Raw genomic sequence first — 25175 nt, 5'->3', positions numbered from 1 at the left:
CTCAAAAAGGATGAGCAACCTGCACCGTCGTGAAGCACTTCGCCCTGCGCCGGCATCACGAGCAACGTTCGTGCGCACCTTTCCGGCCCGGAACTCGCGACTCGAACTCGCATCCCGGCGTCCACAGCCCGCCTCCCGCCACCGATCAGCTGAACACCGCCGGCGCCACGTGCACGCAGTTGCGCCCACTGCGTTTGGCGGCATAGAGCGCCTTGTCGGCACGGTCAATGGTCGCGGCCGGAGTGCGTTCGCGGTCGCGGCGAGTGGCGACGCCGACGCTGACCGTCAGCCGCAGCGACTGCCCTTCCCATTCGACCGCCAGCCGCTCGACCGCCGCGCGCAACTCTTCGCCCACCTGCCGCGCCGCCGCGCCGCCGTGACCCGGCAGGATCGCGATGAACTCCTCGCCGCCGTAGCGACCGAACAGGTCGCCCCCGCCCAGGGCTCCACGCAGAGCCGCGGCGGCCGCGCGCAGGCAATGGTCGCCGCAGGCGTGGCCGAAGCGGTCATTGACCGATTTGAACCGGTCGAGATCGACGAACAGCACCGACAGCGGCTGCCCATCGCGCTCGGCCTCGACGAACGAGCGCGCCAGCCACTGGTCGATCGAACGCCGGTTGAGGCTGCCGGTCAGGGCGTCGAGCTCGGCCGAGCGGCGCAGGTTGACCGCTGCGATCGCCTGTTCGACCTGCATCTGGGCCAGTCGCGCGAATTCCGTCGCCAGCGCCATCTCGTCGCTGGTGAAGCCGTCGCCGCCGCGGCGCTGCAGCAGCACCGCGCCCCAGGCCGGGGCGCGGATCTGCAGCGGGATCATCGCCTCGATCGCGACTGCTTCCGGTGTGGTCACGGGTTGCTGCAACGCGATGCTGTTGGCGGCCTGGCGCTTGAGCGCGAGCAGGCGACGCTCGAGGTCGAGCCACAGCCGGTCCTTCTGGTCATGCGGGTGCGTCACCAGCAGGTCGCGCCCATGGAAGCCTTGCGCGACGACCACCATCGACTCCACCGGCAGCAGCGGCAGCAGATGATCGAAGAGCAGCCTGAAGGCGGTCCACTCGATATCGCCCGGCGCCAGCTGCCGCAACTTGGCCTGCAGCGCGTTGACCAGATCGGTGCGCGCAGCCTCCCGCAGCATCCGCCGCTCGGTGTCCTCACGCGCCAGCCGATCGTAGTCGCGCTGGTCGCGGTACTCGCTGATCCTGCCGACCAGGCCCACCGCGAACACGATCATCAGCACCACCAGTCCGCACTGAAAGCCGTAGCGCGTCGCCGCCAGTCCGGGCACGACGCCGAAGTCCGCGAGATGTCGCAGCAGCGCCAACAGCAGCGTGGCCAGCACCACGACCGCCAACGGCAGGGCCATCGCCAGCCGCCCCCGGCCCGCGTCCACCAGCAACACCAGGTTGCCCAGGCCGACCGCGGCCCAGCCCAGGGCCACCAGCGGCTGCAGCACCGGATCGAACAGGCGCAGATCGAGCAGGGACAGGCCGGCGGCCGCCAGCAGGACCAGCACCGCGACGTTCAAGGACCGCATCGTGACGGTGCCGGACCCCTGGAGGCCGACATAGTGCTGCACCAGCTTCGCCCACGACGCCAGGAACAGGAACGCCAACATCCACAGCCCGTGCGTCTGCCAGCCGGCGAGCAGGCGCAATCCGGGCATGCCGTAGAGATGGCCGTTGATCCCCGCCAGCATCAGCAGCGCCAGGATCGCGCAGGTCGACAGCGACAGGAAGGTGCGGTCGCGGGCGGCGGCATACAGTGCCAGCGACAGCAGCGACAGCGTGAACAGTGCGGCGTAGATGGCCGCGGCGATGGCCACGGCGCGCCGCTCGACCCGCGTGGCGGCATCCGCGCGCAGCACCCGCGGCTGCAGTGCGGTCGCGGCGGCGCCTTCGACGTACAGGTCCAGCTCCACGGTGCCCTGCCAGTCCCGGGGCAACGGAATCAGATAACCGCCCGACAGTGCCGCTTCTTCGCCCTCGTCCGAGGAGAAGAACCCGTGCTGCGGACTGCGCCAGTCGCGGCCCTGCAGCCACAGCGCCGAGATCGGCACGCGCGGAATCCAGACCGTCCAGCTCTGGCCTTCCGGCTGTAGCGGCGGCAGCTCGAAGCGCAGGCGCGCGGGGCCCTGCCGCGGGCGGGCGCCCGCATGCAGCAGGGCCCCGCCGGCACCCATGCCGGCTTCGCTCGCCGGGATCACCGTCAGCGGGACGGCAGCAGCGCGATCGCTGCCGCCGACGATCGCGGCGCCAAGCAGGCACAGCAGCACGGCGAGCCCGGCCGCGAAAACGGCGTCGTGGCGGCGTGCCCGCCCGGACCGGTTCAGCACACCGGTCTTCCGGCCCGGGAAACCCGTGGCGCGTATCGCTCAATGACCTGTTCGATGACCTGCATGCTTCTCCCCTCCCGGTCAGTCGCAAATTGCATGCCGCGGAAACGATAACACCGTCACAATTCACTTGAACGGGCTGCCGCGGCCCCGACCGGCCAGCCGGCCTGCCGCCGCCGGCCGCTCACGGGTGGGCAGCAGGCCCTACACTGTCGTTTTTTGGCCCTCCGCACCGCATGAGCACCCCTCCCACGTCCACGCCTCCGCCCGTGTCCGCGGCCCCCGCCGACGCGCCGCCGGCGGGCGCCAAGCAGGACTTCATCCGCCAGATCGTTCGCGACGACCTCGCCGACGGGAAGCACCGGGTGGTCCGCACCCGCTTCCCGCCCGAACCCAACGGCCATCTGCATATCGGCCATGCCAAGGCGATCTGTCTGGACTTCGGCCTCGCCGAGGAGTTCGGCGGCGCCTGCAACCTGCGCTTCGACGACACCAATCCGGCCAGGGAAGACCCGGCGTTCGTGCGCGCGATCCAGGACGACGTGCGCTGGCTCGGCTTCGAATGGGCCAGCCTGCGCCACGCCTCGGACTACTTCGAGGTGTACTACCTCGCCGCCGAGAAACTGATCCGCCAGGGCGATGCCTTCGTCTGCGATCTCAGTGCCGAACAGGTGCGTGAGTACCGCGGCTCGCTCACCGAGCCCGGCCGCGCCTCGCCGTTCCGCGACCGCACGGTGGAGGAGAACCTGGACCTGTTCCGGCGCATGCGCGCCGGCGAGTTCGCCGATGGCGCAGGCACCCTGCGCGCGAAGATCGACATGGCCAGCGGCAACATCAACATGCGCGACCCGGCGCTGTACCGGATCAAGCGGGCGACGCACCAGAACACCGGCGACGCCTGGCCGATCTACCCGATGTACGACTTCGCGCATGCGCTCGGCGATGCGATCGAGGGCATCACCCATTCGCTGTGCACGCTCGAGTTCGAGGACCACCGGCCGCTGTACGACTGGTGCGTGGACAAGGTCGACCTCGCCCGCTCGCCCGACCTGCTGGCGCCGCTGCTGGCCAAGGGACTGCCGAACGAGGCCGGCAAGCCGCGCCAGATCGAGTTCTCGCGCCTGAACATCAACTACACCGTGATGAGCAAGCGCAAGCTGGCGGCGCTGGTGGCGGAGGGCCTGGTCGACGGCTGGGACGATCCGCGCATGTACACCCTGCAGGGCCTGCGCCGGCGTGGCTACACCCCCGGGGCGCTGCGGCTGTTCATCGACCGGATCGGCATCAGCAAGCAGAATTCGGTGATCGATTTCTCGGTGCTGGAAGGCGCCTTGCGCGACCAGCTGGACGCGCACGCGCCGCGGCGTATGGCGGTGATCAATCCGCTGAAGCTGGTGTTGACCAACCTGCCGGACGGCCATGCCGAGTCCCTGCGCTTCGCCAACCATCCGAAAGACGAATCGCTCGGAATCCGCGAGGTGCCGTTCTCGAACGCGCTCTGGATCGAGCGCGACGATTTCGCGGAGGTCCCGCCCAAGGGTTGGAAGCGGCTGGTACCGGGCGGCGAGGTGCGGTTGCGCGGCGCCGGCATCGTGCGCTGCGACGAGGTGGTGAAGGATGCCGCAGGCGCGATCGTCGAGCTGCGCGGCACGCTCGACCCGGAATCGCGCCCGGGCATGGAAGGCGCCAACCGCAAGATCAAGGGCACGCTCCACTGGGTCAGCGCCGCGCACGCGGTCGCGGCCGAGATCCGGCTCTACGACCGCCTGTTCTCGGTGCCCGACCCCGACGACGAGCGCGACGGCCTGGGCTATCGCGATCACCTGAATCCGGAGTCGCGCCGCAGCGTCCGGGGCTACCTGGAGCCGGCGGCGGCGCGCGCGGAGGCCGAGCAGGGCGTCCAGTTCGAACGGCTCGGCTATTTCGTCGCCGACCGGCACGACCACGCCGCCGACGCGCCGGTGTTCAACCGCAGTGTGACGCTGCGCGACACCTGGGCGGCACGGACCTGACAACGGAGGGCACAATGCGCATGCAACCAATTCCGAACCTGTGCACCTGGCTGCTGATGCTGGCGCTCGCCGCCTGCGCGGCGCCGCCGGCGACCGGCCAGACCGCGTCCGTGCCCGCACCCGTGCCGGAAGCGGCGGGCAGCACCGGCGGCGATCCACTGCAACTCGATCGCAGTTGCCGCGCCGACAGCGATTGTGCGGTCAAGAACGTCGGCAACTGCTGCGGCTACTTCCCCGCCTGCGTCAACCGCGAGGCGCAGCCGGATCCCGAGGCAGTGCGCGCGCGCTGCACCGAAACCGGCATGGCGTCGACCTGCGGCTTCCGCGAGATCTCCGCCTGCAGCTGCGTGCAGGACCGCTGCGAGGCGGTGCGGCAGCCCTTGCAGGCACCGCTCGAGTGATGCTCCGCGCACAGCTGCAACTCGCCCTGCCGGCGTGGGTGCACGAGGCGGTGGATCCGGACGCCGCGGTGTCCGGCGACGCCGACAAGGTGGCGCTGGCCGTCGAGTTGTCACGGCGCAACGTCGAGGCCGGCAGCGGCGGACCGTTCGGCGCCGCGGTGTTCGGCCCGGACGACCGCATCGTCGCGGTCGGCGTCAACCGGGTGCTGGCGCAGCACTGCTCGGTGGCGCATGCCGAAACCATGGCCTGCATGCTGGCGCAGCAGCGGCTGCAGCGCGCGCGCCTGAACCGCGACGATCAGGATCGGCCGGCCGGGCACTACACCCTGGCGACCTCCGCGCAGCCGTGCTGCCAGTGCTACGGCGCGACGGTCTGGGCCGGCATCGACCGGCTGCTGATCGGCGCCCGCGCCGAGGACGTCATGGCGCTGACCGAGTTCGACGAGGGTCCGCTGCCGGCCGACTGGGCCGGCGAACTGGAGCGCCGCGGCATCGCCGTGGTGCGCGATCTGCATCGGGACGCCGCCTGCGAGGTGCTGCGCGCCTATGGCACCGGCGGCGGCGAACGATATTGATCCGCCTCCCGGTAGAGCGGAGCTTGCTCCGCTACGCAGTCTCCGTAGCCGCGAGAGCAGCGGAGCAAGCTCCGCTCTACGGGGCGAAATGAAGGGATCCACATGCCCGATGGCCTGATCTGCTATTGCCGCGCCGGCTTCGAACCGGAACTGGCGGCCGAGCTCACCGAACGCGCGGCGCTGGCCGGCATCGCCGGCTACGCCCGTGCCGGCCGCGACGATGGCTACCTGATCTTCCACGCCGACGACGCCGACGCGCTGTCGCAGGCGCTGCCATGGCGGCAACTGGTGTTCGCGCGGCAAAAGGCGGTGCTGATCGCCGAACTGGAGGGGCTCGATCCACGCGATCGCATTACCCCCGTGCTGGCCGCGCTGGAAGGCCGCGGCCGCTACGGCGAGCTGTGGATGGAGCACCCGGACTCGGATGCCGGCAAGCCGCTGTCCGGGCTGGCGCGCAGCTTCGGCAACGCGTTGCGGCCGGTCCTGCGCCAGCGCGGCTTCCTCACCGCGCAGCCCGATCCACGGCTGTCGCGGCTGCACGTGTGCTTCGTCGCCGGCGACCGCGTCCTGCTCGGCCGCAGCCGGATCGAGGACAGCGCCCCCTGGCCGCTCGGCATCCCGCGGCTGAAACTGCATGCCGGCGCGCCCTCGCGCTCGGCGCTGAAGCTGGAGGAGGCATTGCTGTCGCTGCTGGGCGAACGCGAGCGCGGCGCATGGATCAAGCCGGGCATGCAGGCCGCGGACCTCGGCGCCGCGCCCGGTGGCTGGACCTGGGTGCTGACCCGGCACCACCTCCGCGTCGCCGCGATCGACAACGGTCCGCTGCAACCGCAGTTGCTCGATACCGGCCTGGTGCAGCACCTGCAGGCCGACGGTTTCCGCTGGTCGCCCGAGCGCACCCTGGACTGGATGGTCTGCGACATGGTCGAGCAGCCGCGCCGCGTCGCCGAACGCATGGCTACCTGGTTCCGCGAGGAGTGGTGCCGTCATGCGGTGTTCAACCTGAAACTGCCGATGAAGAAGCGCTGGCAGGAAACCCGGCTGTGCCTGGACCTGTTCGCCGACCAGGCGGGCCGGCCGCTGACGATCCGTGCACGGCAGCTGTACCACGACCGCGAGGAGATCACCGTGTTCGCGGCAGCAGGCTGAACGCGGCAGGATTTCAAACCCTGTTCATGGCGGGCGGCATACGGTTCCGGTCGAGCACCGGATGACACGTTCGGTTCTTCATCCGGCTTTCACACCATGTCATCGGAGGAGAACTCCCATGTCATATCGGAACCAAGCCCTCACGATCGCCCTGCTCGCCATCGCACCGCTGGCCGCGCCGGCACAGGATGCGATGACGCCGCCCACCGCCGCCGACCCCGCCACCCAGACGGCGCCGGAACCTCCGGTCGACCCGGTCGCGGACACCACGCCGCAGACGCCGGTCGATCCCGCACAGCCGCAACCGGCCACGCCGGTCGATCCGACCGCGCAGCCGGCACCGACGCCGGTCACGCCGACCACCCCCACCACGCCGACCGGTTCGACCGCGCCACCGGCGTCGACCGACACCGGGACCGCGGTGATCACGCAGAACGGCCAGGAAGTGCGGATCAACTCGCAGCTGCCGAACTCGGTGGTCGGCCAGTACCGGATCGACTTCGCCACCCTCGACAGCAACGGCGACGGCCACCTCAGCCGCAGCGAGGCGCGCGCCAACGAGAGCCTCAGCGCAGAATTCGACGCCGCCGACAGCTACCGCGACGGCCGCCTGAGCCAGGAAGAACTGTCGGGCTGGACCCGCTAGGGCGAATCGACATTCACTCCCTCCTACAAGGACAACGGGGCATGGAAAGCGTAATGTCGATACAGCCTAGGGCCTGTTGACAAGCCCTGTCGCAGTTCCTTGTCAGCCGCCGGCGGCGCGCCGCCACAGCGCCGCGACCAGCGGCGGCATCCGTCCGGCCGCGCCGAGCAGCGGCCCGCGCAGCAGCGTCGGCAGCAGCGCGTCGTTCGAGAACACCCGGTTGATGCCGTCGAAGCTCCATGCGGCGACCGAATTCTCGCTGTGGCGCCGGCGTGCCCAGCGTTGCAGCCGCTGCGGCGCGGTCCAGTCGCTGTCGCGATGCTGCGCCCGCGCCACCGTATCGCGCAACGCCGTCACGTCGCGCAGGCCGAGGTTCACGCCCTGCCCCGCCAGCGGATGCACGACATGCGCCGCATCGCCCAGCACCAGCACGCGGCCGTCGACCTCGCACTCGCTCAACTGACGCCGCAGCGGGAACGCGATCCGCTTCGACAACGGCCGCACCGCGCCCAGGCGCGCATCGAAGGCGTTGGTGACGGCCGCGCCGAAGGCATCGTCGTCGAGCGCAAGCATGGCTGTCGCCTCGGCGGCGGGCAGCGTCCAGACGATCGAACTGCTGCCGTCCGCGCACGGCAGGAACGCCAGCGGCCCGCCGGGCAGGAAACGCTGCCAGGCGGTGTCCTCGTGCGCGCGTTCGGTGGCGACATAGGCGACCACCCCGCGCTGGCCATAGTCGTGCGTGGCGACGCCGATCCCGGCGAGTTGGCGCAACGTGGAATCGGCGCCGTCGGCGGCGATCGCCAGCCGGGCGGCGAGGCGGCCTCCGTCGTCCAGGCGCAGCACCACGCCGTCGTCGTCCTGCTCCAGCGCCTGCACCCGCGCCGGACAGCGCACGTGCACGCCCGCCTGCGGCAACGCCGCCCACAGCCGGTCGACCAGCAGACCGTGCTCGACGATCCAGCCCAGCACCTCGCGCCCCAGGGCATCGGCATCGAACGTCAGCTCGCCGCCACCGCCGGCATCGCGCACGCGCATGCGGCGATACGGTTGCGCGCGGCTCTCACGGACACCGCGCCAGACATCGAGCGCATCCAGCAGCGCCGCGTTGTCAGGCGCGAACGCGTACACCCGCAGGTCCGACCGGTCGGCGGACCATGCCGGCGGCGCGGCCGCCTCGACCAGTTCGACCGTCAGGTCCAGCCGCGCCAGCGCCAGTGCGCAGGCGGCCCCGATCACGCCGCCGCCGACCACGACCACGTCGCTGCGCCGGCGCCGGCTCATGCGCGGGCATTCCGGCACAGCGCGGGCACGTCGCCGCGATAGCCCATCGCGCCGCCGGCCAGCAGCGACTGCAGCGACGGCATCCGATCCGCCGCCAGCAGGCCGAGGCTGCGCAGCGGCCGCAGCAGCGGCGCATCGTTGGCGGTGATCCGCGCCAGTCCGTCGGAAAAGGCCAGCGTGCGTTCGCGATCCTCGTGCCGGCGCGCGACGTACGCCTGCAACAGGGCTTCCGTGCCGGGATCCTCCGGCCGCTGCGCGATCAACTCGGCCAGGACCAGCGCATCGCGCAACCCGAGGTTGAAGCCCTGCGCGCCGACCGGATGCAAGGTCTGCGCGGCGTTGCCGACCAACACCGCACGCACGGATGTGGTGCGTCGCGCCGCCACCCGCTGCGCCGGATACGCATTGCGCGTACCGGCGGCAAGCAGGCGGCCGGCGCGCCAGCCGAAGGCGCGCTGGATGCGGTCGATGAACCCGGCCTCGTCCAGCGCGAGGGCGATTTCCGCCTCCGCGCGCGCAACGCCATGGACGACGCCGTAGTGGCGATCGCCCCGCGGCAGCAGTGCGGTCGGCCCGTGCGCGGTGAAGCGCTCGTAGGCGGTGCCGTCAGGAGCTCGCGAGGTGCGCACCCGTGCCACCAGCAGCGTCTGCGCGTAGTCGTGCACGTCCGCATCGATGCCGAGCGCGCCGCGCACGGCGCTGTGGGTGCCGTCGGCGGCGACCAGCAGGCGGGCGTGGACGATGCGCTCGCCGTCGCCGTCGGCCAGCCGCACGGCGCGCACCTCGCCGGCCTCCTCGCAGCCGAGGAAACGCGCCGGACGGTAGCGAGTCAGCCGCGACAGCTCGCCCAGCCGCTCCGCCAGCGCCTCGCCGAAATCGCGCGCCACCACCACCCGGCCGAACATTTCCCGCCCGTAGTCGCGCGCGTCGAGCAGCACGCGACCGAAGTCGCCGGCACGGCTGACGTGGATGCGCCGGATTTCCCCGGCCGGTGCGCGCAGTTTCCGCAATACACCGAGCGCGGTGAGCGCATTGACCGTGGCATCGGCGAAGCTGAGGTTGCGCTCGTCGAAGACCGCCGGCAGCGCACCCGGCGTCGCCTCCACCAGGCCGACGTCCACGCCGGTCCGCTCCAGCGCGATCGCCAGGCTGGCGCCGACCAGGCCGCCGCCGATGATCAGGACGTCGTGTTGCGATGGCATGGGTGGATGATACGTGAGCGCGACGCGTTGGAACCGGAAGCCGGCCCGCCTTCACACCTGTGCCTCCCTTTTCGGCGGCCCCTCTCCCCTTCCGCTAAACTACCCGCCCGAACTCCGACATGCGCCCGCAATGACCTCTTCCGCCCGTGCATCGAATTTCGCCCCCGGTCCGCTGGTGCTCGCCGCGATGATCCTGCTGGCGGCACTGTCCCGGTTGCTGCCGCTGCCCCCCAATTTCGCGCCGCTCGAGGCGGTGGCGCTTTTCGGCGGTGCCTACTTCGCCAAGCGCTGGCTGGCGCTGGTCGTCCCGCTGCTGGCGATGCTGATCTCCGATTTCGTGCTCGGACTGGTCCTCGGCTCGACGTACTTCGAGTACTACACCAGCGCGGCATATGCGCCCAGCCTCCTCACCAACTATGCCTGCATCGCCGTGACCACCGTGCTCGGCTTCGGCCTGCGCGGACGGGTGAACGGTACGCGCGTGCTCGGCTATTCGCTGATCGGCTCGGTGCTGTTCTTCATGCTCAGCAACTTCGCAGCCTGGCTGACGGCCTTCGATGTCGCCGGCCTTTCCACCTGCCGGGAAGGGCTGCTGCCCTGCTATGTCGCCGCGCTGCCGTTCTTCAAATGGACGCTGCTCGGCACCCTGTTCTATTCCGCACTGCTGTTCGGCGGCTTCGCACTGCTGCGCAGGCGGCTGCCGATGCTGCAGCCGCAGACGGTCTGACCACATGCGGGCTTCCTGTCCGCAAGGTCGTGCCGCCCGGATATCAAGCTGAAGCCGGTAATGGGACACCGCCTCTCCAAGATCTACACTCGCACCGGCGACGACGGCACGACCGGACTCGGCGACGGCAGCCGGGTCCCGAAGGACTCGGCACGGGTGGCGGCCTACGGCACCGTCGACGAGGCCAACTCGGCGATCGGCCTGGTGCTGGCATGCCCGTTGCCCGACGACGTGCGCGCACTGCTGACCACGGTCCAGCACCAGCTGTTCGATCTCGGCGGGGAGCTGTGCATCCCCGGCCATGCCGCAATCGAGGATGCCGACGTCGAACGGCTGGAGCAGCAGCTCGACCACCACAACGAGGCTCTGCCAGCGCTCAAGGACTTCATTCTTCCCGGCGGCGGCGAGGCGGGCGCGCGCTGCCACCTGGCCCGCACCGTCGTGCGCCGTGCCGAGCGCGAGGCGGTGACGCTCTCGCGCCACGACGCGGTACGGCCGCAGGCGATCCGCTATCTCAACCGCCTGTCGGACCTGCTGTTCGTGCTGGCGCGCGTGCTGGCGCGCGCCGACGGCCATGGCGAGGTGCTGTGGGTGCGGGAGCGCCGCTAGCGAATGCCTTGAATGGCATTCGCTGCGCTCCCGAGCGGCCGGCCATGAGTGAGCACGAGGCGTTTTCGAGGCATTGCCTCGCGCCTCGGGCGAACGCCCTGCGCGCTGCGCGGGGCCGGCAGGCCGGGCCGCGTTACCGGAGTCTGTCGGCAAGGCCATGGATGGCTGCGACGAGTTACGGAATGTTGAATTGAGCCTGCGCATCTACACCCACGCCGCCTGCCTGGCCCACGACACCGGGCCGGGCCATCCGGAACGCCCGCAGCGCCTGGGCGCGGTGGTCGAGGCGCTGCGCGACGGCCTGCCCGACCTCGACTGGCATGAGGCCCCGCGCGCCACCCGCGGCCAGCTGCTGCGCGTGCACGCGGCGGCGCTGCTGGCCGCGGTGCTCGAGTCCGGTGCGGATGCGCCCATCCCGCTCGACCCCGACACGGTGCTTTCACCGGCTTCGCCGGAAGCCGCCCTGCGCGCCGCCGGCGCCGGCATCGCCGCAGTGGATGCGGTGATGAACGGCCAGGCCGGGACGGCCTTCTGCGCGGTGCGCCCACCCGGCCACCACGCCACCGGCGGCGAGGCGATGGGTTTCTGCCTGTTCAACAACATCGCCGTCGCCGCCGCGCATGCGCTCGACAGGCACGGCCTGGCGCGGGTGGCGATCGCCGACTTCGACGTGCACCACGGCAACGGCACCCAGGCGATCTTCGAGCACGAACCGCGGGTGATGTATTTCAGCTCGCACCAGTACCCGCTCTATCCGGGCACCGGTGCCAGGCAGGAACGCGGCATCGGCAACATCGTCAACGCACCGCTGCCGCCGGGCGCCGGCAGCCGCACGTTCCGCGAAGCCTGGCGCGAGCGGCTGCTGCCGGAGCTGGACGCGTTCGCGCCGCAACTGCTGTTCGTGTCGGCCGGATTCGACGCGCACTGGCGCGATCCGCTGGCGCAGATGCAACTCGACGCGGAGGACTTCGGCTGGCTCACCGGCGAACTGCACGCGCTCGCCGCGCGCCACGCCGCCGGCCGCATCGTCTCGATGCTGGAGGGCGGCTACGACCTGCAGGCGCTGCGCGAAGGCAGCCTGGCGCACGTTCGCGTATTGATTGACTCGTAAAAAAGCGCGCAGATCAAAGATGCAAATTCGCATCCAGACTGTCATGCATAGTAGCAATTGGCAGGCACGCTGCTTTTATCTGAGCCACGCGCTAATCACAATATATACTTACATCCTCACGCGATTAGTTAATTTTCTTAAAAGCACCAATTGGAACTTGCCATAAATAGAGACCGCCATCATCTTGAAGGATGAGCCTTGTTGGACCCTCGGGATAAAAAGCTTCCCGAGTTCCTGATACGCACCAATGATACGGCCAGGTATTATCTGCCCCTTCTGTAAGAAAAAGTTGGGTGGAATGTGCTTCAACTTCTGGGTAGCAGCCAACACTGCCAGTATATAACTCACCAAAACGCAACATCGTCACTGGCGTTCCATGCGTATTAGAACTCCAAAGCGCCACCCCATTTGATGTCCTGTATAGCACCAAATTGCCATCGCTTTGAAAATCTAGACGATATTGACCATTCTCTGAAAACATTCTATCGCCACGAACAAGAACTTCTTCCGGAAGCATCGGACTCACGATATCCTTAGCCGCGGCCACCGACGGCGCTATAAACGCAGCTACGCACAGAAGAGTCTTTTCTGCTAAGTTCTTCATTTCTCCATTTCTCCTTGAACTACAGTCCTAAAAGATAGGCCACGGTGACAAAAATGCCATGACTATATAGACACTGTCACCGCGAACAAGCATATATCGCCGGAACAAGCAAGATCACACACTGAATCACAGTATCGCCAATAAAGCTTGTCGTCGCCGTGTCCGCGACGACCGTGCGAAGAAGCCAAACAGCCGCTGTCCGATTGGCACTTCGTCTCCGAGGAGAACAGCGGCGCCCGGCAGCCCACGCAGACGTAGGTGCCGGCCGCCTTGTGATTCCACTTGACGGTGAAGGCGGGCTCGGTGCCCGAGCAGCGGCAGACGACCTACTGCCCGGGTGGTCAGCCCCTCGCGCCATTCAGCATCCGTTCTGTCGTTCGGATCGCGGCCCATGGTCGTGCTCCGGAAGCGGGTTTCGGCAAGATGGCGCTCGCATTGCCGCTTCGCAAGGGATGCGGCATGCTGACGACCGTTTGCCCGACCGGACTCCTGCGTGCGCCCAGCCCTCCGCCTGCTGCCCTTGCCGCTGTGCATCGCGCTCTCGCTGAACGCCCTGGCCGACGAACGCCCCGAGGACTGGCGCCTGTGCCCGCTGGAGGATGCGGTGCCGGAGTTCCCGGACGCGCCGCCGCCGGTGGGCACGCCGGAGGACCGCGAAAACCAGCCCACCGAGATCGGCGGCGATGCGCTGACCGGCATCTACGGCGAGCAGAGCCACCTGCAGGGCAACGCCACCCTGAAGCGCGGCGACCAGTTTCTCGCCACCGACAACCTCACCTACGACGCCGAGACCGGCAGGTACGTCGCCGACGGCAGCGTGCGCTACCAGGATTCGGGCATGCGCATCGTCGCCGACCGCCTGACCGGCGACCAGGACGCCGATTCGCACAGCATCGAGAACGTGCGCTACCAGCTGATCGAGCGCCGCGGCAACGGCGGCGCCGATCGCGCCGAGATGACCGGCGACCAGGGCGCGCTGCTCGGCTCGACCTACTCCACCTGCCCGCCCGGGCAGCGCTGGTGGGAACTGCACGCCGGGCGGATCGACGTCGACATGGAGGAAGGCTTCGGCACCGCACGCGGGGCCACCCTGCGCGTGGGCAGGATGCCGGTGCTGTACATGCCCTGGTTCAAGTTCCCGATCGACGACCGCCGCAAGACCGGACTGCTGTACCCGGCGATCGGCTACTCCGGCCGCAACGGTTTCGACTACCGGCAGCCGATCTACCTCAACCTGGCGCCGCACTACGACATGACCCTGCAGCCGCGGATCATGACCCGGCGCGGCATCCTGCTCGGCACCGAGTTCCGCTACCTGACCGAGGCCGGCCGCGGCACGTTCGATCTCGAATACCTGCCTTCCGACGATCTGACCGAGGACGAACGGCAGGAGGAGATCGACCGGGAGATCCCGGAGGAAAACCGCCGCAAGGACGACCGCGGCATGTTCCGCTACGTCGGCCGCCAGAACATCAGCCGCACCTGGCAGGCCCGTGCCAACCTCAACTGGATCAGCGACCCGCGCTACATCGAGGACCAGAGCAGCAGCCTCACCAGCGGTTCGTCGAGCACCATCAACAGCAGCGCCGGCATCTACGGCCGCGGACGCTACTGGGACGCTGGGCTGGAAGCCCGCTATCGCATGCTCTCGGATTACACGCTCAGAGAAAGAAACCTTCCTCACAACCCCATGCCGCGCCTGTTCGCCAGCTGGGAACAGCCGTTCGGGCAATGGATCGTCGCCGGCATGGATGCCGATCTCACCCGCTTCGACCATGTCGACAGTACGCGGAGGCCTGGCGGCAGCCGCGTCGACTTTAAACCTTACGTGTCCTTCCCGCTGGAAGGCGCCGCCTGGTATGTCCGCCCGACCCTGGCCTGGCGCTACACCGGCTACCGGCTCGACGACGCGCTGGCGGAAAACATCGACGCCAGCGATCCGGACACATCGCCCTCGCGCAGCCTGCCGATCACCAGCGTCGACGCCGGCCTGTTCTTCGACCGAGAGACCCTGTTCCGCGGCGACCAGTACCTGCACACCCTGGAGCCGCGGCTGTTCTATCTCAACGCGCCGTACCGCGACCAGTCCAACCTGCCGCTGTTCGACACCCGCGACCTGACCTTCAGTTGGGGCCAGCTGTTCCGCGACAACCGGTTCTCCGGCGCCGACCGCCAGACCGACGCCAACCAGCTGACGGTGGCGCTGACCACGCGCCTGATCCGCGAGTCCGACGGCCTGGAGAAGCTGTCGGCCAGCGTCGGCCAGATCCGCTATTTCGACGACTCGCGGGTGGTGCTCAGCAGCAGCCGCGACCCGATCGAGGCCGGTAAATCCTCCTGGGTCGCCGAAAGCACCTATGCCGTCAACGACCGCTGGAATCTCAGCGCCGCCTATCAGTGGGATCCGAAAGTCCGCCGCGACGACCTGGTCAGCCTGCGCACGCGCTACCTGATCGGCGACGACGGCATCGCCAACTTCAGCTACCGCTACCGCCGCGCGCAGCTCGAGCAGGTCGACTTCTCGTTCCTGTACCCGATCAACCCCACCTGGAGCCTGGTCGGCCGCTACTACTACTCGCTGCGCGACAGCAAGGTGCTCGAAGGCATCGCCGGCGTGCAGTGGGACAGCTGCTGCCTGGCCGTGCGCCTGGTCGGCCGCCATTACGTGCGCAACCGCATCGGCGAGACCAACAACGCCATTCAGCTGGAAGTCGAACTCAAGGGGCTAGGGTCCGCCGGACCGGACACGGAAGGCCGTTTGCGCCGTGCTATTCTCGGCTATTACCGAGACGACCTCTATCTCGTCCCGCCATCCGATCTCGGCAATGGCGATGCGGACGACGACAACCCGATCGATCCCCTGCCATGAAGAATTTCCTCCTCTCCCTCCTGGTCGCCGCCGCATTGTTCGGCGCCACCGCGCAGGCGCAGCAAGTCCAGCCGCTGGAACGCATCGCCGCCGTGGTCGACGAGGACGTGATCCTGCAAAGCGAGCTCGACCGCGCGGTGGCCAACATCCTGGCCCAGTACGGCGACCGCAGCGACCAGCTGCCGCCGCGCGACGTGCTCGAGCGCCAGGTGCTCGAGCGCCTGATCCTGGTGAAGCTGCAGACCGAGCGCGCGGCCGCCACCGGCGTTCGCGTCGGCGATGCCGAAGTGGACGCCGCGGTGTCCAACATCGCCCAGCAGAACAACTTCACGCCGGACCAGCTGCGCGAGCAACTGGCGCGCGACGGCCTGTCCTACACCGATTTCCGCAATTCCCTGCGCGATGAATTGCTGATCCAGCGCCTGCGCCAGCGCTTCGCGCAGAGCACCATCTCCGTCAGCGACGCAGAGGTCGAGGCCGCACTGCAGTCGCAGGCCGCCGGTGGTTCCCAGTACCAGCTCGCGCACATCCTGGTCGCGCTGCCCGACGGCGCCACCCCGGACCAGATCTCGACCGCCGAGCAGAAGATCGAGGGCATCAAGGGCCTGCTCGACCGCCAGGAGATGGCGTTCTCCGCGGCCGCGGTGCGCTATTCCGACAGCCCGAACGCGCTGGAGGGCGGCGACCTCGGCTGGCGCGGCCTGGACGAGATCCCGGCCGCATTCGCGAGCGCGATCCGCACCCTGCAGCCGGGAGAGGTCATCGGTCCGATCCGCGGCCCGAGCGGCTTCCAGCTGCTGCAGCTGGTCGCCACCCGCGACGCCAGCCAGGCCGATGCCTCCGGCGTCACCCAGTACCAGGCCCGGCACATCCTGATCCGCACCGACGACGACACCGGCGACGAGGAGGCCCGCGCCAGGGCCGAGGCGCTGCGCGCACGCGCCGCCGGCGGCGCCGATTTCTCCGCCTTGGCCAGCGAGAACTCCGAGGATGCGGCTTCGCGCGAACGCGGCGGCGATCTCGGCTGGTTCGCCGCCGACCAGTTCGGTCCGGAGTTCGGCGGCCGGGTCGCGGCGCTCGAGGACGGCGGCATCTCCGAGCCATTCAAGACCCAGGCCGGCTGGCACGTGGTGCAGCGCATCGGCTCGCGCCAGGCCAGCGTCGACGACGAGAACCGTCGCACGCAGGTCCGCGAAAGCATCGGCCAGCGCAAGCTCGAGGACGAGTGGAACCGCTTCCTGCGCCAGATGCGCGGCGAGGCCTTCATCGACATCCGCAGCGCCTCCGCCGCCGCGGCCGGGGAAGACGGCGGGAACGGCGGCTAAGCACCGGGCACAAGGCGACACAAGGCGAGGGCACGGCCACGCCGGGAGCCAACGGCACACCGGGACGGAACGAAGCCCCGATGCGTGCGGACACTTGCCCGATAGCGATGGCGCAACCGATCATCCGCTCCGGCGCTTCGGTACCGCCCGTCGTGACCGCCGGATGCCGATCTCGACAGGCCCGGCAGCCGCGACGATACGATTCGCAACGGCCACACGCCGACCGCCACCGAGGCGCGACATGACCCATCCCGCATATGGCCACGGACGCTAGACCCAGACTCGCACTGGTGCCCGGAGAACCGGCCGGCGTGGGGCCTGAACTGGCGATCGCGGCACTGCGCCATGCGGCCGACGCCGAGCTCGTGGTGTTCGGCGACGGCGCCACGCTCGCAAGGGCGGCGCAGACGCTGGGAACCACCGCCAGCTTTCACCCGGCGGATGCGGACCGGAAATGCCTGGGCGTCGACGGCCTGCGCCTGGTCGAGGTGCCGAATGCGGTCGCGTCGACGTTCGGAACGCCGGACCCGCGCAACGCCCGCAGCGTGGTGCTCGCCCTGCGGATGGCGGCCGAAGCCTGCATCGCCGGCGAGTACGACGGCATTGTCACCGGCCCGGTGCACAAGGCCACGATCAACGCCGGCGGCATCGCCTACACCGGCACCACCGAGCTGCTGGCCGCGCACGCCGGGCGCGAGGTGGTGATGATGCTCGCCAACGACATCGTCCGCGTCGCCCTGGCCACCACCCACCTGCCGCTGCGCGCGGTCGCCGACGCGCTGACGGCCGGCCGGCTCGAACGGACGCTGCGGATCCTGCACGCCGGGCTGCGCGGCGATTTCGGCATCGACGATCCGGCGATCGCGGTGCTCGGCCTCAATCCGCACGCCGGTGAGGACGGCCATCTCGGCCGCGAGGAGATCGAGACGATCGCGCCGGTGCTGGCCAGGCTGCGCGCCGACGGCATGCGGCTGACCGGTCCGCTGCCGGCCGATACCGCCTTCCTGCCGCGCAAGCTGGCCGAGGTGGACGCGGTGCTGGCGATGTACCACGACCAGGGCCTGCCGGTGCTCAAGTACAGCGGCTTCGAACAGGCGGTGAACCTGACCCTGGGCCTGCCCTACCCGCGGGTGGCGGTCGACCACGGCACCGCGCTCGACCTGGCCGGCAAGGGCACTGCCGATCCGTCCAGCCTCATCGCCGCGGTCGACACCTGCGCGCGCATCGCGCGTATCCGCCGAACACGCCTCTGCCGAAAAGGGGAATCGGACGCATGAACACGATCGGCTGGGACGACTTCATGAAGGTCGAGCTGCGCGTCGGCCGGGTGCTGTCGGCCGAGCCGTTCCCGCAGGCGCGCAAGCCGGCCTACGTGCTGCGGGTCGACTTCGGCCCGGAAATCGGCGTGCGCAAGTCCAGCGCGCAGGTCACCGCGCTGTATCGCCCCGAGGAGCTGGTCGGGCGGCTGGTGGTGGGCGTGGTGAACTTCCCGGCCAAGCAGATCGGGCCGCTGATGTCCGAATGCCTGGTCACCGGCTTCCACGATGCCGACGGCCATGTCGCGCTTTGCGTGCCGGACCGGGACGTGCCGCCCGGAACCCGGCTGCTGTGAGCACGCGCGAGGGTGCCACGACGTTCGGCCGCGCCAAGAAGGCGCTCGGGCAGCACTTCCTGCACGAGCGCGCATACATCGATCGCATCGTGCAGGCGGTCGATCCACGGCCGGGCGAGCGCCTGGTCGAGATCGGCCCCGGGCAGGGCGCGCTGACGCTGCCGCTGCTGCGCCGGCACGGCGCACTGACGGTGATCGAGTTCGACCGCGACCTGATCGCGCCGCTCGCCGCCGCTGCCGAACGCGTCGGCGAACTGGCGATCGTCCACCGCGACGTGCTCGCGGTCGATCTCACCGCGCTCGCGGCCGATGGCCGCCTGCTGCGGCTGGTCGGCAACCTGCCCTACAACATCTCCTCGCCGATCCTGTTCCACGCGCTGGACCACGCCACGGCGATCCGCGACATGCACTTCATGCTGCAGAAGGAAGTGGTCGATCGCATGGGCGCGGCCCCCGGCAGCAAGGTCTACGGCCGCCTCAGCGTGATGCTGCAGGCGCGCTGCGAGGTGATTCCGCTGTTCGACGTCCCGCCCGGCGCGTTCCGGCCGCCGCCGAAGGTGGATTCGGCCGTGGTGCGGCTGCTGCCGCGGCCGTCGCAGGCGATCGGCATCGACGATCCGGCCCGTTTCGCCGCCGTCGTCCGCGCCGCCTTCGGCCAGCGCCGCAAGACCCTGCGCAACGCCCTGTCCGGCGTCTGCGACGCCGCCGCCATCACGGCCGCCGGGGTCGACCCCACGTCCCGTGCCGAGCAGCTGGCGGTGGCCGATTTCGTCCGCCTGGCGAACATTTCCCGCCCGCAGTAGTCGAACCCTTCACCCGCGGCCATTACACTGGCGAGATGGACGAGACTCCCGACTACACCCTGGAAATCCAGATCGCGACGCGTTTCCTCGACGACGAGTCCGAACCCGAGCGCGATCGCTACGTATTCGCCTACACCATCCGCATCCGCAATCTCGGCCGCCTGCCGGCCCAGCTGCTGCGGCGTCACTGGATCATCACCGACGGCAACGGCAAGGTCGACGAGGTGCGCGGCGACGGCGTGGTCGGGCAGCAGCCGCGGATCGAGCCCGGCGAGCAGTTCGAGTACACCTCCGGCGCGGTGCTCGAGACGGCGGTCGGCAGCATGCAGGGCAACTACGACATGGTCGGCGACGACGGCACCTACTTCGACGCGCCAATCCCGCCCTTCACCCTGTCCGTGCCGCGTACGCTGCATTGAGGCCGGCGCGCATGGCGGGCAGCGAATGAGCGTCTGGGCGATCGGCGACCTGCAGGGCTGCTACGCGCCGACCCAGCGCCTGCTGGAACGGATCCGCTTCGACCCGGCCGCCGATACGCTGTGGTTCTGCGGCGACCTGGTCAACCGTGGCGGCGAGTCGCTGGAGACGCTGCGGCTGGTGCACACGCTGCGCGCGCGCAGCCACGTGGTGCTGGGCAACCACGATCTTTCGTTGCTGGCGATCGCCGAACGCGACGAGGCGCAGCAGCGCAGGGTCAACACGGACCTGCAGCGGGTGCTGTTCGCCGACGACCGCGACACGCTGCTGGACTGGCTGCGCGGCTGTCCGCTGCTGCACGCAGACCGCGACCTCGGCTGGATGATGGTGCACGCCGGCCTGGCGCCGAAGTGGACCACGCAGATGGCCGAGGGCTACGCGCGCGAGGTCGAGCACAGGTTGCGCGGCGATGGCTACCGCAAGCTGCTGAAGAACATGTACGGCGACCGCCCGGACTGGAACCAGGGCCTGAAGGGCGTCGAGCGCGAGCGCGCGATCATCAACATCCTCACCCGTATGCGCTACTGCACGCCGCGCGGGCGCATCGCGGTCGAGGAGAAGGGCGCGCCGGGCACCCAGGCCCCGGGGCTCTATCCCTGGTACGAAGTGCCGGGCCGCGCCGAACGCGACCTGAAGATCGCCTGCGGGCACTGGTCCACCCTGGGGCTGTTCATCGGCCACGGCGTGCACGCGCTCGACACCGGCGCGGTGTGGGGCGGCAAGCTGACCGCACTGCAGCTCGACAGCGAGGAGCTGCATGTCGTGCAGGTGCCCGGCCGGGAGACAAAGTAACCGGCTTCGGCTTGGCCCATCCCAACCCTCCGGCAAGCGGGAGGGGAGCTGTGGCTTCCTGCCCCACCCCGGCTACTCGTCGCGCCCGGCGTAATCCACGAAGGTGAACGCATGCGCGTGGCGGGCGTCGGCCGGCCTGGGCTCACGCGCCTCGACCCGCCACTGCACGGCATCGAAGGCCGGAAAGAACGCGTCCGCGCCCTCCACCCGCGTGTCGACATGGGTCAGGTACATGTGCGTCGCCAGCGGCAGCGCGAGCGCGTAGATCTCGCCCCCGCCGATCACGCACAACGTGTCCGCGTCGTCCGCCTGCGCGCGGGCCACGGCTTCGGCCAGCGACCCGACTGCCTCCATGCCGGGGAACGGAACGTGCGCACCGCGCGTCATCACCAGGTTGCGCCGGCCCGGCAGCGCGCGTCCGAGCGATTCCGCCGTCCGCCGGCCCATCAGCACCGGCTTGCCCAGCGTCAGCGCCTTGAAGCGCATCAGGTCGTCCGGCAGGCGCCAGGGCAAGGCGTTGCCGCGGCCGATGGCGCGGTCGCGGTCGAGCGCCGCGATCAAGGCGATCTCGGTCATGTCATGGGTGCGGCGTCGGCATCATGGACGGCGGGCACGGGATCGGACACGCATCTTCCGCGAACGCGATCCGTGGCCGCAAGCCGGTGCCCGCCACTGACCCGCGCGACACGCTCAGACCGCCACGGGCGCCTTGATCGCCGGATGCGGGTCGTAGCCCTCGACGGCGATGTCGTCGTAGGTGAAGGCGAACAGGTCGTCGACCTCTGGATTCAGCCGCAGCGCCGGCAGCGACCGCGGCGCGCGCGACAACTGCTCGCGCGCCTGCTCGAAGTGGTTCGAGTACAGGTGCGCGTCGCCCAGCGTATGCACGAAATCGCCGACGCCCAGGCCGGTCACCTGCGCCACCATGTGGGTGAGCAGCGCGTAGCTGGCGATGTTGAACGGTACGCCGAGGAAGATGTCGCCGCTGCGCTGGTACAGCTGGCAGCTGAGCTTGCCGTCGACCACGTAGAACTGGAACAGCGCATGGCACGGCATCAGCGCCATCCGCGGCAGGTCGGCCACGTTCCAGGCGCTGACCAGCAGCCGGCGCGAGTCGGGATTTCGGCGAATCTCGTCGACCACCCAGCGGATCTGGTCGATCTCGCCGCCGTCGGCCGCGGTCCAGCGCCGCCACTGCTTGCCGTAGACCGGCCCCAGCTCGCCATCGGCATCGGCCCACTCGTCCCAGATCGAGACCTTGTTGTCCTTCAGATAGGCGATGTTGGTGTCGCCCTGCAGGAACCACAGCAGCTCGTGCACGATCGAGCGCAGGTGCAGTTTCTTGGTGGTGACCAGCGGGAAACCTTCGGCAAGATCGAACCGCATCTGCCAGCCGAAGACGCTGCGGGTGCCGGTGCCGGTACGGTCGGACTTGCCGGCGCCGCGCTCGAGCACGTGCCGCAGCAGTTCCAGATACTGGCGCATCAGGATGCCTCCGGCGCTGCGGTTTTCCCAGGTGCTTGCGGCTGCAGCACCGGCGCGCCGCGCGACTTCCACAGCCAGAACACGCCCACCAGGATCAGCGGCAGGCTCAACAACTGGCCCATGGTCAGCCAGCCGAAGGCCAGGTAACCCAGGTCCGCATCCGGCTCGCGCACGAACTCGACCAGGAAGCGGAACGTGCCGTAACCCAGTGCGAACAGCCCCGAGAGCGCATAACGCGCACGCGGCCGTCGCGACGCCCACCACAGGATGCAGAACAGCACCAGGCCCTCGAGGAACGCCTGGTACAGCTGCGAAGGATGCCGCGCGAACGCGTCCAGTGCCCCGGACTCGTGCAGCCTGCGCAGGGCGTCGGGGCCCAGCTCCCGGTACTGCGGGGGCAGGCTGCCGGGAAACACCACGCCCCAGTCGCCGCCGGTCGGCTTGCCCCAGAGCTCGCCGCCGATGTAGTTGCCCAGGCGGCCGAAACCGAGACCCGGCGGCACGATCGGCGCGGCGAAATCCATCAGGTCGAAGAAATTCAGGCCGTGCTTGCGCGCCCACAGCCAGCACGCGATCAACACCCCCAGCAGGCCGCCGTGGAAGCTCATGCCGCCGTCGGTCACCCGCAACAGCAGCAGCGGGTCGGCCAGGAAATCGCCGAACGCATAGAACAGCACGTAGCCGATGCGGCCGCCCAGGATCACGCCGAGCATGCCGTAGAACATCAGGTCGCCGAACGCGTGCTCGTCCACGCCCGGCAACCGTCCCGCGCGGATCCGGCTGCGGCCGAGCAGCCAGGCGACGGCGAACGCGACCACGTACATGATCCCGTACCAGTGCACCTGCGGATGGAAGCTGCGGCCGAACAACTCGAAGGCGGGCAGCGAAATGGCGACCGGGTCGATCTGGTGCAGATGCGTCATCGGATATCGGCTCCCTGGGACTCCTGGAGGTTCATCGCGGCATCGGCCGCCGCGGCTCGTCCACCGGCGGCGGCTTGACGCCGGCCCGGCGCATGGCATTGCGCTTGGCCCACAGGTTGAGGATCTCGACCAGCGCCGAGAAGCCCATTGCGCCGTAGATGTAGCCGCGCGGGATGTGCGCCCCGAAACCTTCGGCGATCAGGTAGGCGCCGATCAGCACGATGAACGCCAGCGCCAGCATCTTCACCGTCGGGTTGGCATCGATGAAGCGCCCAAGCGGCTGCGCCGCCAGCAGCATCACCGCAACCGCGATCAGGATCGCGGCCACCATCACCGGCACGTATTCGGCAGCCATGCCGACCGCGGCGATCACCGAGTCGAGCGAGAACACGATGTCGATCACCGCGATCTGCGCGATCACCGCGCCGAACGACACCGCCGCCTTGCCGGCGACGTGGCCGGCCTCCTCCTCACCGCCCCCGACCTGCTCGCGGATCTCGAGCACGCCCTTCACCACCAGGAACACGCCGCCCAGGATCAACACCAGGTCGCGCACCGAGATGCCGTGGCCGAACAGCGTGAACAGGTCGTCGGTCAACCGCGCCAGCCAGGCCAGCGTCAGCAGCAGGCCGATGCGGGTGATGCACGCCACCGCGATGCCGAACTTGCGGGCGAACTCGCGCCGCGCCATCGGCAGCTTGCCGACCGCGATCGAGATGAACACCAGGTTGTCGATGCCGAGCACGATCTCGATCGCGCTCAGCGTCAGCAGCAGGATCCAGACCTGCGGATCGGTCAACAGCTCCATCATGCGTTACGTTTCCTCGTATCTTTGCGGCGGCACGCGCGGCGTTACAGCCAGCGCGGCACCAGGATCAGCGCCCAGGTCGCGCCCGCGTTGAGCAGTCCGACGAACACCGCCGCCGAGCCCATGTCCTTGGCGCGCCCGGCCAGTTCGTGATGCTCGGGACCGTAGCGTTCGATCACCGCCTCGATCGCCGAGTTCAACAATTCGATGGCCAGCACCAGCAGGCAGCTGCCGAGCAGCAGCGCGCGCTCGACGCCGTTGCCGCCCAGCCACAGCGCCAGCGGCGCGAGCACCGCCAGCAGGTAGACCTCGAGCCGGAACGACGACTCGTACAGCCACGCGGCGCGCAGGCCCTGCAGCGACCAGAGTGTCGCCTTGAGGATCCGCTCCGGCCGGCGCGGCAGGTGCCCGAATTCGTCGGCCACGGGATTGCCGTCAAGCCGCGCGCCGGGCGAAACGGCCGGCGTGAGCGGGAAGGACGGTGGGCTGGCGGTCGACGGCTCGGCGGCCGAAAGGGGACTGCTCGGGAATCGGCTGCATGGGACTCGGGTGCTTCGGGCCAGGCCGGAATGGCGACATTCTGCCACAACGCCCGCCACTGCCGATGACAGCGACCGGCGACGGACCCGGTTTGCAAAGCCCGCAGCCGGCTGCTTCACTGGTGCTTCGAGCCGCTTCCGGAGCCTTCATGTCGCCGTGCCCAACGCCGTTCCTGACCGCCATGCTGGCAGCACTGCTGCTCGCCACCGGATGTGCCGCCACCGGTACGCCGGCCACCATGGCCGACAGGGCGACCGGCAGCGTGCCCGCGCCCGATCCGGTGTCCTCGCCGGAATGGGCCAACGACATGGCGCGCTTCGCAGCCGAGGACGCGGCCAGCCCGCCGCCGGCGCGCCCGGTCGTCTTCACCGGCAGCTCCTCGGTGCGGCTATGGACGACACTGGCAGGGGATTTTCCGGACCGGCCGGTGCTCAACCGCGGTTTCGGCGGCTCGCACATTCGCGACGCGGTGCACTACGCCGACGAAGTGGCGATCCGCTACCGCCCCAGCCGGATCCTGATCTACGCCGGCGACAACGACACCATGGACGGGCGCAGCCCGCGGCAGGTGCTGGCGGATTTCCAGGCCTTCGTCGCCCGTGTCCACCGCGACCTGCCCGGCACGCCGATCGCCTTCATCGCCATCAAGCCGAGCCCGTCGCGGGCCCAGCTGCTGCAGGTGCAGCGCGCGTCCAACGCACTGGTGCGGGACTGGGCGGCGCGGACGCCGGACGTCGACTACGTCGACGTGTTCACGCCGATGCTCGGCGCCGACGGCCAACCGCGCCCGGAACTGTTCGCCGAGGACGCGCTGCACATGAACGCACAAGGCTATGCGCTGTGGCGCGGCATCATCGCGCCGTACCTGCGCTGACGCGCCGCCGGCCGGCACGCC

The 25175-nt window shown here is 69.5% G+C and carries 24 protein-coding genes and 2 pseudogenes; 16 read left to right on the top strand and 10 right to left on the bottom strand.

Annotated elements, in window-relative coordinates; translation table 11 throughout:
* Positions 1-145: 145 nt before the first annotated feature.
* Entirely contained in the window at positions 146-2329 is a 2184-nt protein-coding gene (locus AB5T46_RS01870) for a diguanylate cyclase (RefSeq protein WP_370562116.1), read from the bottom strand.
* A gap of 269 nt (positions 2330-2598) precedes the next feature.
* Here AB5T46_RS01870 and AB5T46_RS01865 point away from each other — a divergent pair, with 269 nt between their 5' ends.
* The 5 genes from AB5T46_RS01865 (at position 2599) to AB5T46_RS01845 (ending at position 7112) form a co-directional block, all read left to right on the top strand.
* Positions 2599-4341, top strand: a complete 1743-nt coding sequence (locus tag AB5T46_RS01865; RefSeq protein ID WP_370562115.1) for a glutamine--tRNA ligase/YqeY domain fusion protein — start codon at positions 2599-2601, stop codon at positions 4339-4341.
* A gap of 20 nt (positions 4342-4361) precedes the next feature.
* The gene (locus AB5T46_RS01860) at positions 4362-4742 is read left to right on the top strand and encodes a hypothetical protein (protein ID WP_370562431.1); all 381 of its coding nucleotides are present in this window, start codon (positions 4362-4364) and stop codon (positions 4740-4742) included.
* Complete coding sequence (locus tag AB5T46_RS01855; protein WP_370562114.1) at positions 4742-5317, top strand: nucleoside deaminase; 576 nt, start codon at positions 4742-4744, stop codon at positions 5315-5317. Before AB5T46_RS01860 ends, AB5T46_RS01855 begins: the two co-directional genes overlap by 1 nt.
* A 102-nt stretch (positions 5318-5419) precedes the next feature.
* Entirely contained in the window at positions 5420-6466 is a 1047-nt protein-coding gene (gene rlmM / locus AB5T46_RS01850; RefSeq protein ID WP_370562113.1) for a 23S rRNA (cytidine(2498)-2'-O)-methyltransferase RlmM, read from the top strand.
* Positions 6467-6584: 118 nt separating this feature from the next.
* Complete coding sequence (locus tag AB5T46_RS01845) at positions 6585-7112, top strand: EF-hand domain-containing protein (RefSeq protein WP_370562112.1); 528 nt, start codon at positions 6585-6587, stop codon at positions 7110-7112.
* 102 nt (positions 7113-7214) lie between these two features.
* Here the strand turns inward: AB5T46_RS01845 and AB5T46_RS01840 are convergent, their stop codons facing one another.
* Both AB5T46_RS01840 and ubiH read right to left on the bottom strand, forming a co-directional pair.
* Positions 7215-8393, bottom strand: a complete 1179-nt coding sequence (locus AB5T46_RS01840; RefSeq protein WP_370562111.1) for a UbiH/UbiF family hydroxylase — start codon at positions 8391-8393, stop codon at positions 7215-7217.
* Positions 8390-9595 (bottom strand): 2-octaprenyl-6-methoxyphenyl hydroxylase, encoded by a 1206-nt coding sequence (gene ubiH / locus AB5T46_RS01835; protein ID WP_370562109.1) that lies wholly within the window; start codon positions 9593-9595, stop codon positions 8390-8392. The genes AB5T46_RS01840 and ubiH overlap by 4 nt, the downstream gene beginning before the upstream one ends.
* Positions 9596-9725: 130 nt before the next feature.
* On the opposite strand from ubiH, the gene AB5T46_RS01830 reads away from it, so the two are divergent.
* The 3 genes from AB5T46_RS01830 to AB5T46_RS01820 all read left to right on the top strand — a co-directional run bounded on the left by AB5T46_RS01830 (position 9726) and on the right by AB5T46_RS01820 (position 12042).
* Complete coding sequence (locus tag AB5T46_RS01830) at positions 9726-10322, top strand: DUF6580 family putative transport protein (RefSeq protein ID WP_370562107.1); 597 nt, start codon at positions 9726-9728, stop codon at positions 10320-10322.
* Between the two features lie 60 nt (positions 10323-10382).
* Positions 10383-10931: a cob(I)yrinic acid a,c-diamide adenosyltransferase gene (locus AB5T46_RS01825; RefSeq protein WP_370562106.1), complete on the top strand. Its 549-nt coding sequence runs from the start codon at positions 10383-10385 to the stop codon at positions 10929-10931.
* Between the two features lie 157 nt (positions 10932-11088).
* On the top strand, positions 11089-12042 hold the full coding sequence (locus AB5T46_RS01820) for a histone deacetylase family protein (protein ID WP_370562105.1): 954 nt from the start codon (positions 11089-11091) through the stop codon (positions 12040-12042).
* Between the two features lie 124 nt (positions 12043-12166).
* On the opposite strand, the gene AB5T46_RS01815 is transcribed toward AB5T46_RS01820, so the two are convergent.
* Together AB5T46_RS01815 and AB5T46_RS01810 are read right to left on the bottom strand one after the other, a co-directional pair.
* Positions 12167-12646 carry a hypothetical protein gene (locus tag AB5T46_RS01815; RefSeq protein ID WP_370562104.1) on the bottom strand — a complete coding sequence of 160 codons (480 nt, stop codon included), beginning with the start codon at positions 12644-12646 and terminating at the stop codon, positions 12167-12169.
* A 62-nt stretch (positions 12647-12708) separates the two neighbouring features.
* Positions 12709-12957 (bottom strand): annotated as a pseudogene (locus AB5T46_RS01810) (peptide-methionine (R)-S-oxide reductase); the annotation flags it as partial.
* Between the two features lie 182 nt (positions 12958-13139).
* Here AB5T46_RS01810 and lptD point away from each other — a divergent pair.
* The 7 genes and pseudogenes from lptD to AB5T46_RS01775 all read left to right on the top strand — a co-directional run.
* Positions 13140-15515 (top strand): LPS-assembly protein LptD, encoded by a 2376-nt coding sequence (gene lptD / locus AB5T46_RS01805; RefSeq protein ID WP_370562103.1) that lies wholly within the window; start codon positions 13140-13142, stop codon positions 15513-15515.
* On the top strand, positions 15512-16840 hold the full coding sequence (locus AB5T46_RS01800) for a peptidylprolyl isomerase (RefSeq protein ID WP_370562101.1): 1329 nt from the start codon (positions 15512-15514) through the stop codon (positions 16838-16840). The genes lptD and AB5T46_RS01800 overlap by 4 nt, the downstream gene beginning before the upstream one ends.
* 257 nt (positions 16841-17097) lie before the next feature.
* Positions 17098-18117, top strand: coding sequence for a 4-hydroxythreonine-4-phosphate dehydrogenase PdxA (pdxA, locus tag AB5T46_RS01795; protein WP_370562100.1), 1020 nt, complete (start codon positions 17098-17100; stop codon positions 18115-18117).
* A complete protein-coding gene (locus AB5T46_RS01790) occupies positions 18114-18452 on the top strand; it encodes a tRNA-binding protein (RefSeq protein ID WP_370562099.1) in 339 nt (112 codons plus the stop codon). The genes pdxA and AB5T46_RS01790 overlap by 4 nt, the downstream gene beginning before the upstream one ends.
* Positions 18449-19255, top strand: a complete 807-nt coding sequence (rsmA, locus tag AB5T46_RS01785) for a 16S rRNA (adenine(1518)-N(6)/adenine(1519)-N(6))-dimethyltransferase RsmA (protein ID WP_370562098.1) — start codon at positions 18449-18451, stop codon at positions 19253-19255. The genes AB5T46_RS01790 and rsmA overlap by 4 nt, the downstream gene beginning before the upstream one ends.
* Positions 19256-19290: 35 nt before the next feature.
* The gene (gene apaG / locus AB5T46_RS01780) at positions 19291-19674 is read left to right on the top strand and encodes a Co2+/Mg2+ efflux protein ApaG (protein ID WP_370562097.1); all 384 of its coding nucleotides are present in this window, start codon (positions 19291-19293) and stop codon (positions 19672-19674) included.
* A gap of 25 nt (positions 19675-19699) precedes the next feature.
* A pseudogene (locus tag AB5T46_RS01775) lies at positions 19700-20515 on the top strand (symmetrical bis(5'-nucleosyl)-tetraphosphatase); the annotation flags it as partial.
* A gap of 81 nt (positions 20516-20596) precedes the next feature.
* Here the strand turns inward: AB5T46_RS01775 and AB5T46_RS01770 are convergent.
* From AB5T46_RS01770 to AB5T46_RS01750, 5 genes are all read right to left on the bottom strand, one after another.
* Positions 20597-21100, bottom strand: coding sequence for a dihydrofolate reductase (locus tag AB5T46_RS01770; RefSeq protein WP_370562096.1), 504 nt, complete (start codon positions 21098-21100; stop codon positions 20597-20599).
* Positions 21101-21214: 114 nt separating this feature from the next.
* On the bottom strand, positions 21215-22009 hold the full coding sequence (locus tag AB5T46_RS01765; protein WP_370562095.1) for a thymidylate synthase: 795 nt from the start codon (positions 22007-22009) through the stop codon (positions 21215-21217).
* Positions 22009-22932 carry a prolipoprotein diacylglyceryl transferase gene (lgt, locus tag AB5T46_RS01760; RefSeq protein WP_370562093.1) on the bottom strand — a complete coding sequence of 308 codons (924 nt, stop codon included), beginning with the start codon at positions 22930-22932 and terminating at the stop codon, positions 22009-22011. Before lgt ends, AB5T46_RS01765 begins: the two co-directional genes overlap by 1 nt.
* Before the next feature lie 31 nt (positions 22933-22963).
* The gene (locus tag AB5T46_RS01755; RefSeq protein WP_370562092.1) at positions 22964-23743 is read right to left on the bottom strand and encodes a TerC family protein; all 780 of its coding nucleotides are present in this window, start codon (positions 23741-23743) and stop codon (positions 22964-22966) included.
* Positions 23744-23784: 41 nt separating this feature from the next.
* Positions 23785-24165: a diacylglycerol kinase gene (locus AB5T46_RS01750; protein ID WP_370562091.1), complete on the bottom strand. Its 381-nt coding sequence runs from the start codon at positions 24163-24165 to the stop codon at positions 23785-23787.
* A gap of 263 nt (positions 24166-24428) precedes the next feature.
* On the opposite strand from AB5T46_RS01750, the gene AB5T46_RS01745 reads away from it, so the two are divergent.
* A complete protein-coding gene (locus tag AB5T46_RS01745; protein WP_370562090.1) occupies positions 24429-25154 on the top strand; it encodes an SGNH/GDSL hydrolase family protein in 726 nt (241 codons plus the stop codon).
* Positions 25155-25175 lie beyond the last annotated feature (21 nt).

Source organism: Luteimonas salinilitoris, assembly GCF_041300785.1.
Taxonomy (GTDB): Bacteria; Pseudomonadota; Gammaproteobacteria; order Xanthomonadales; family Xanthomonadaceae; genus Luteimonas; species Luteimonas salinilitoris.
Note: the sequence above shows the minus strand (reverse complement) of the source record. Positions and strands in the feature narration are given on the sequence as shown.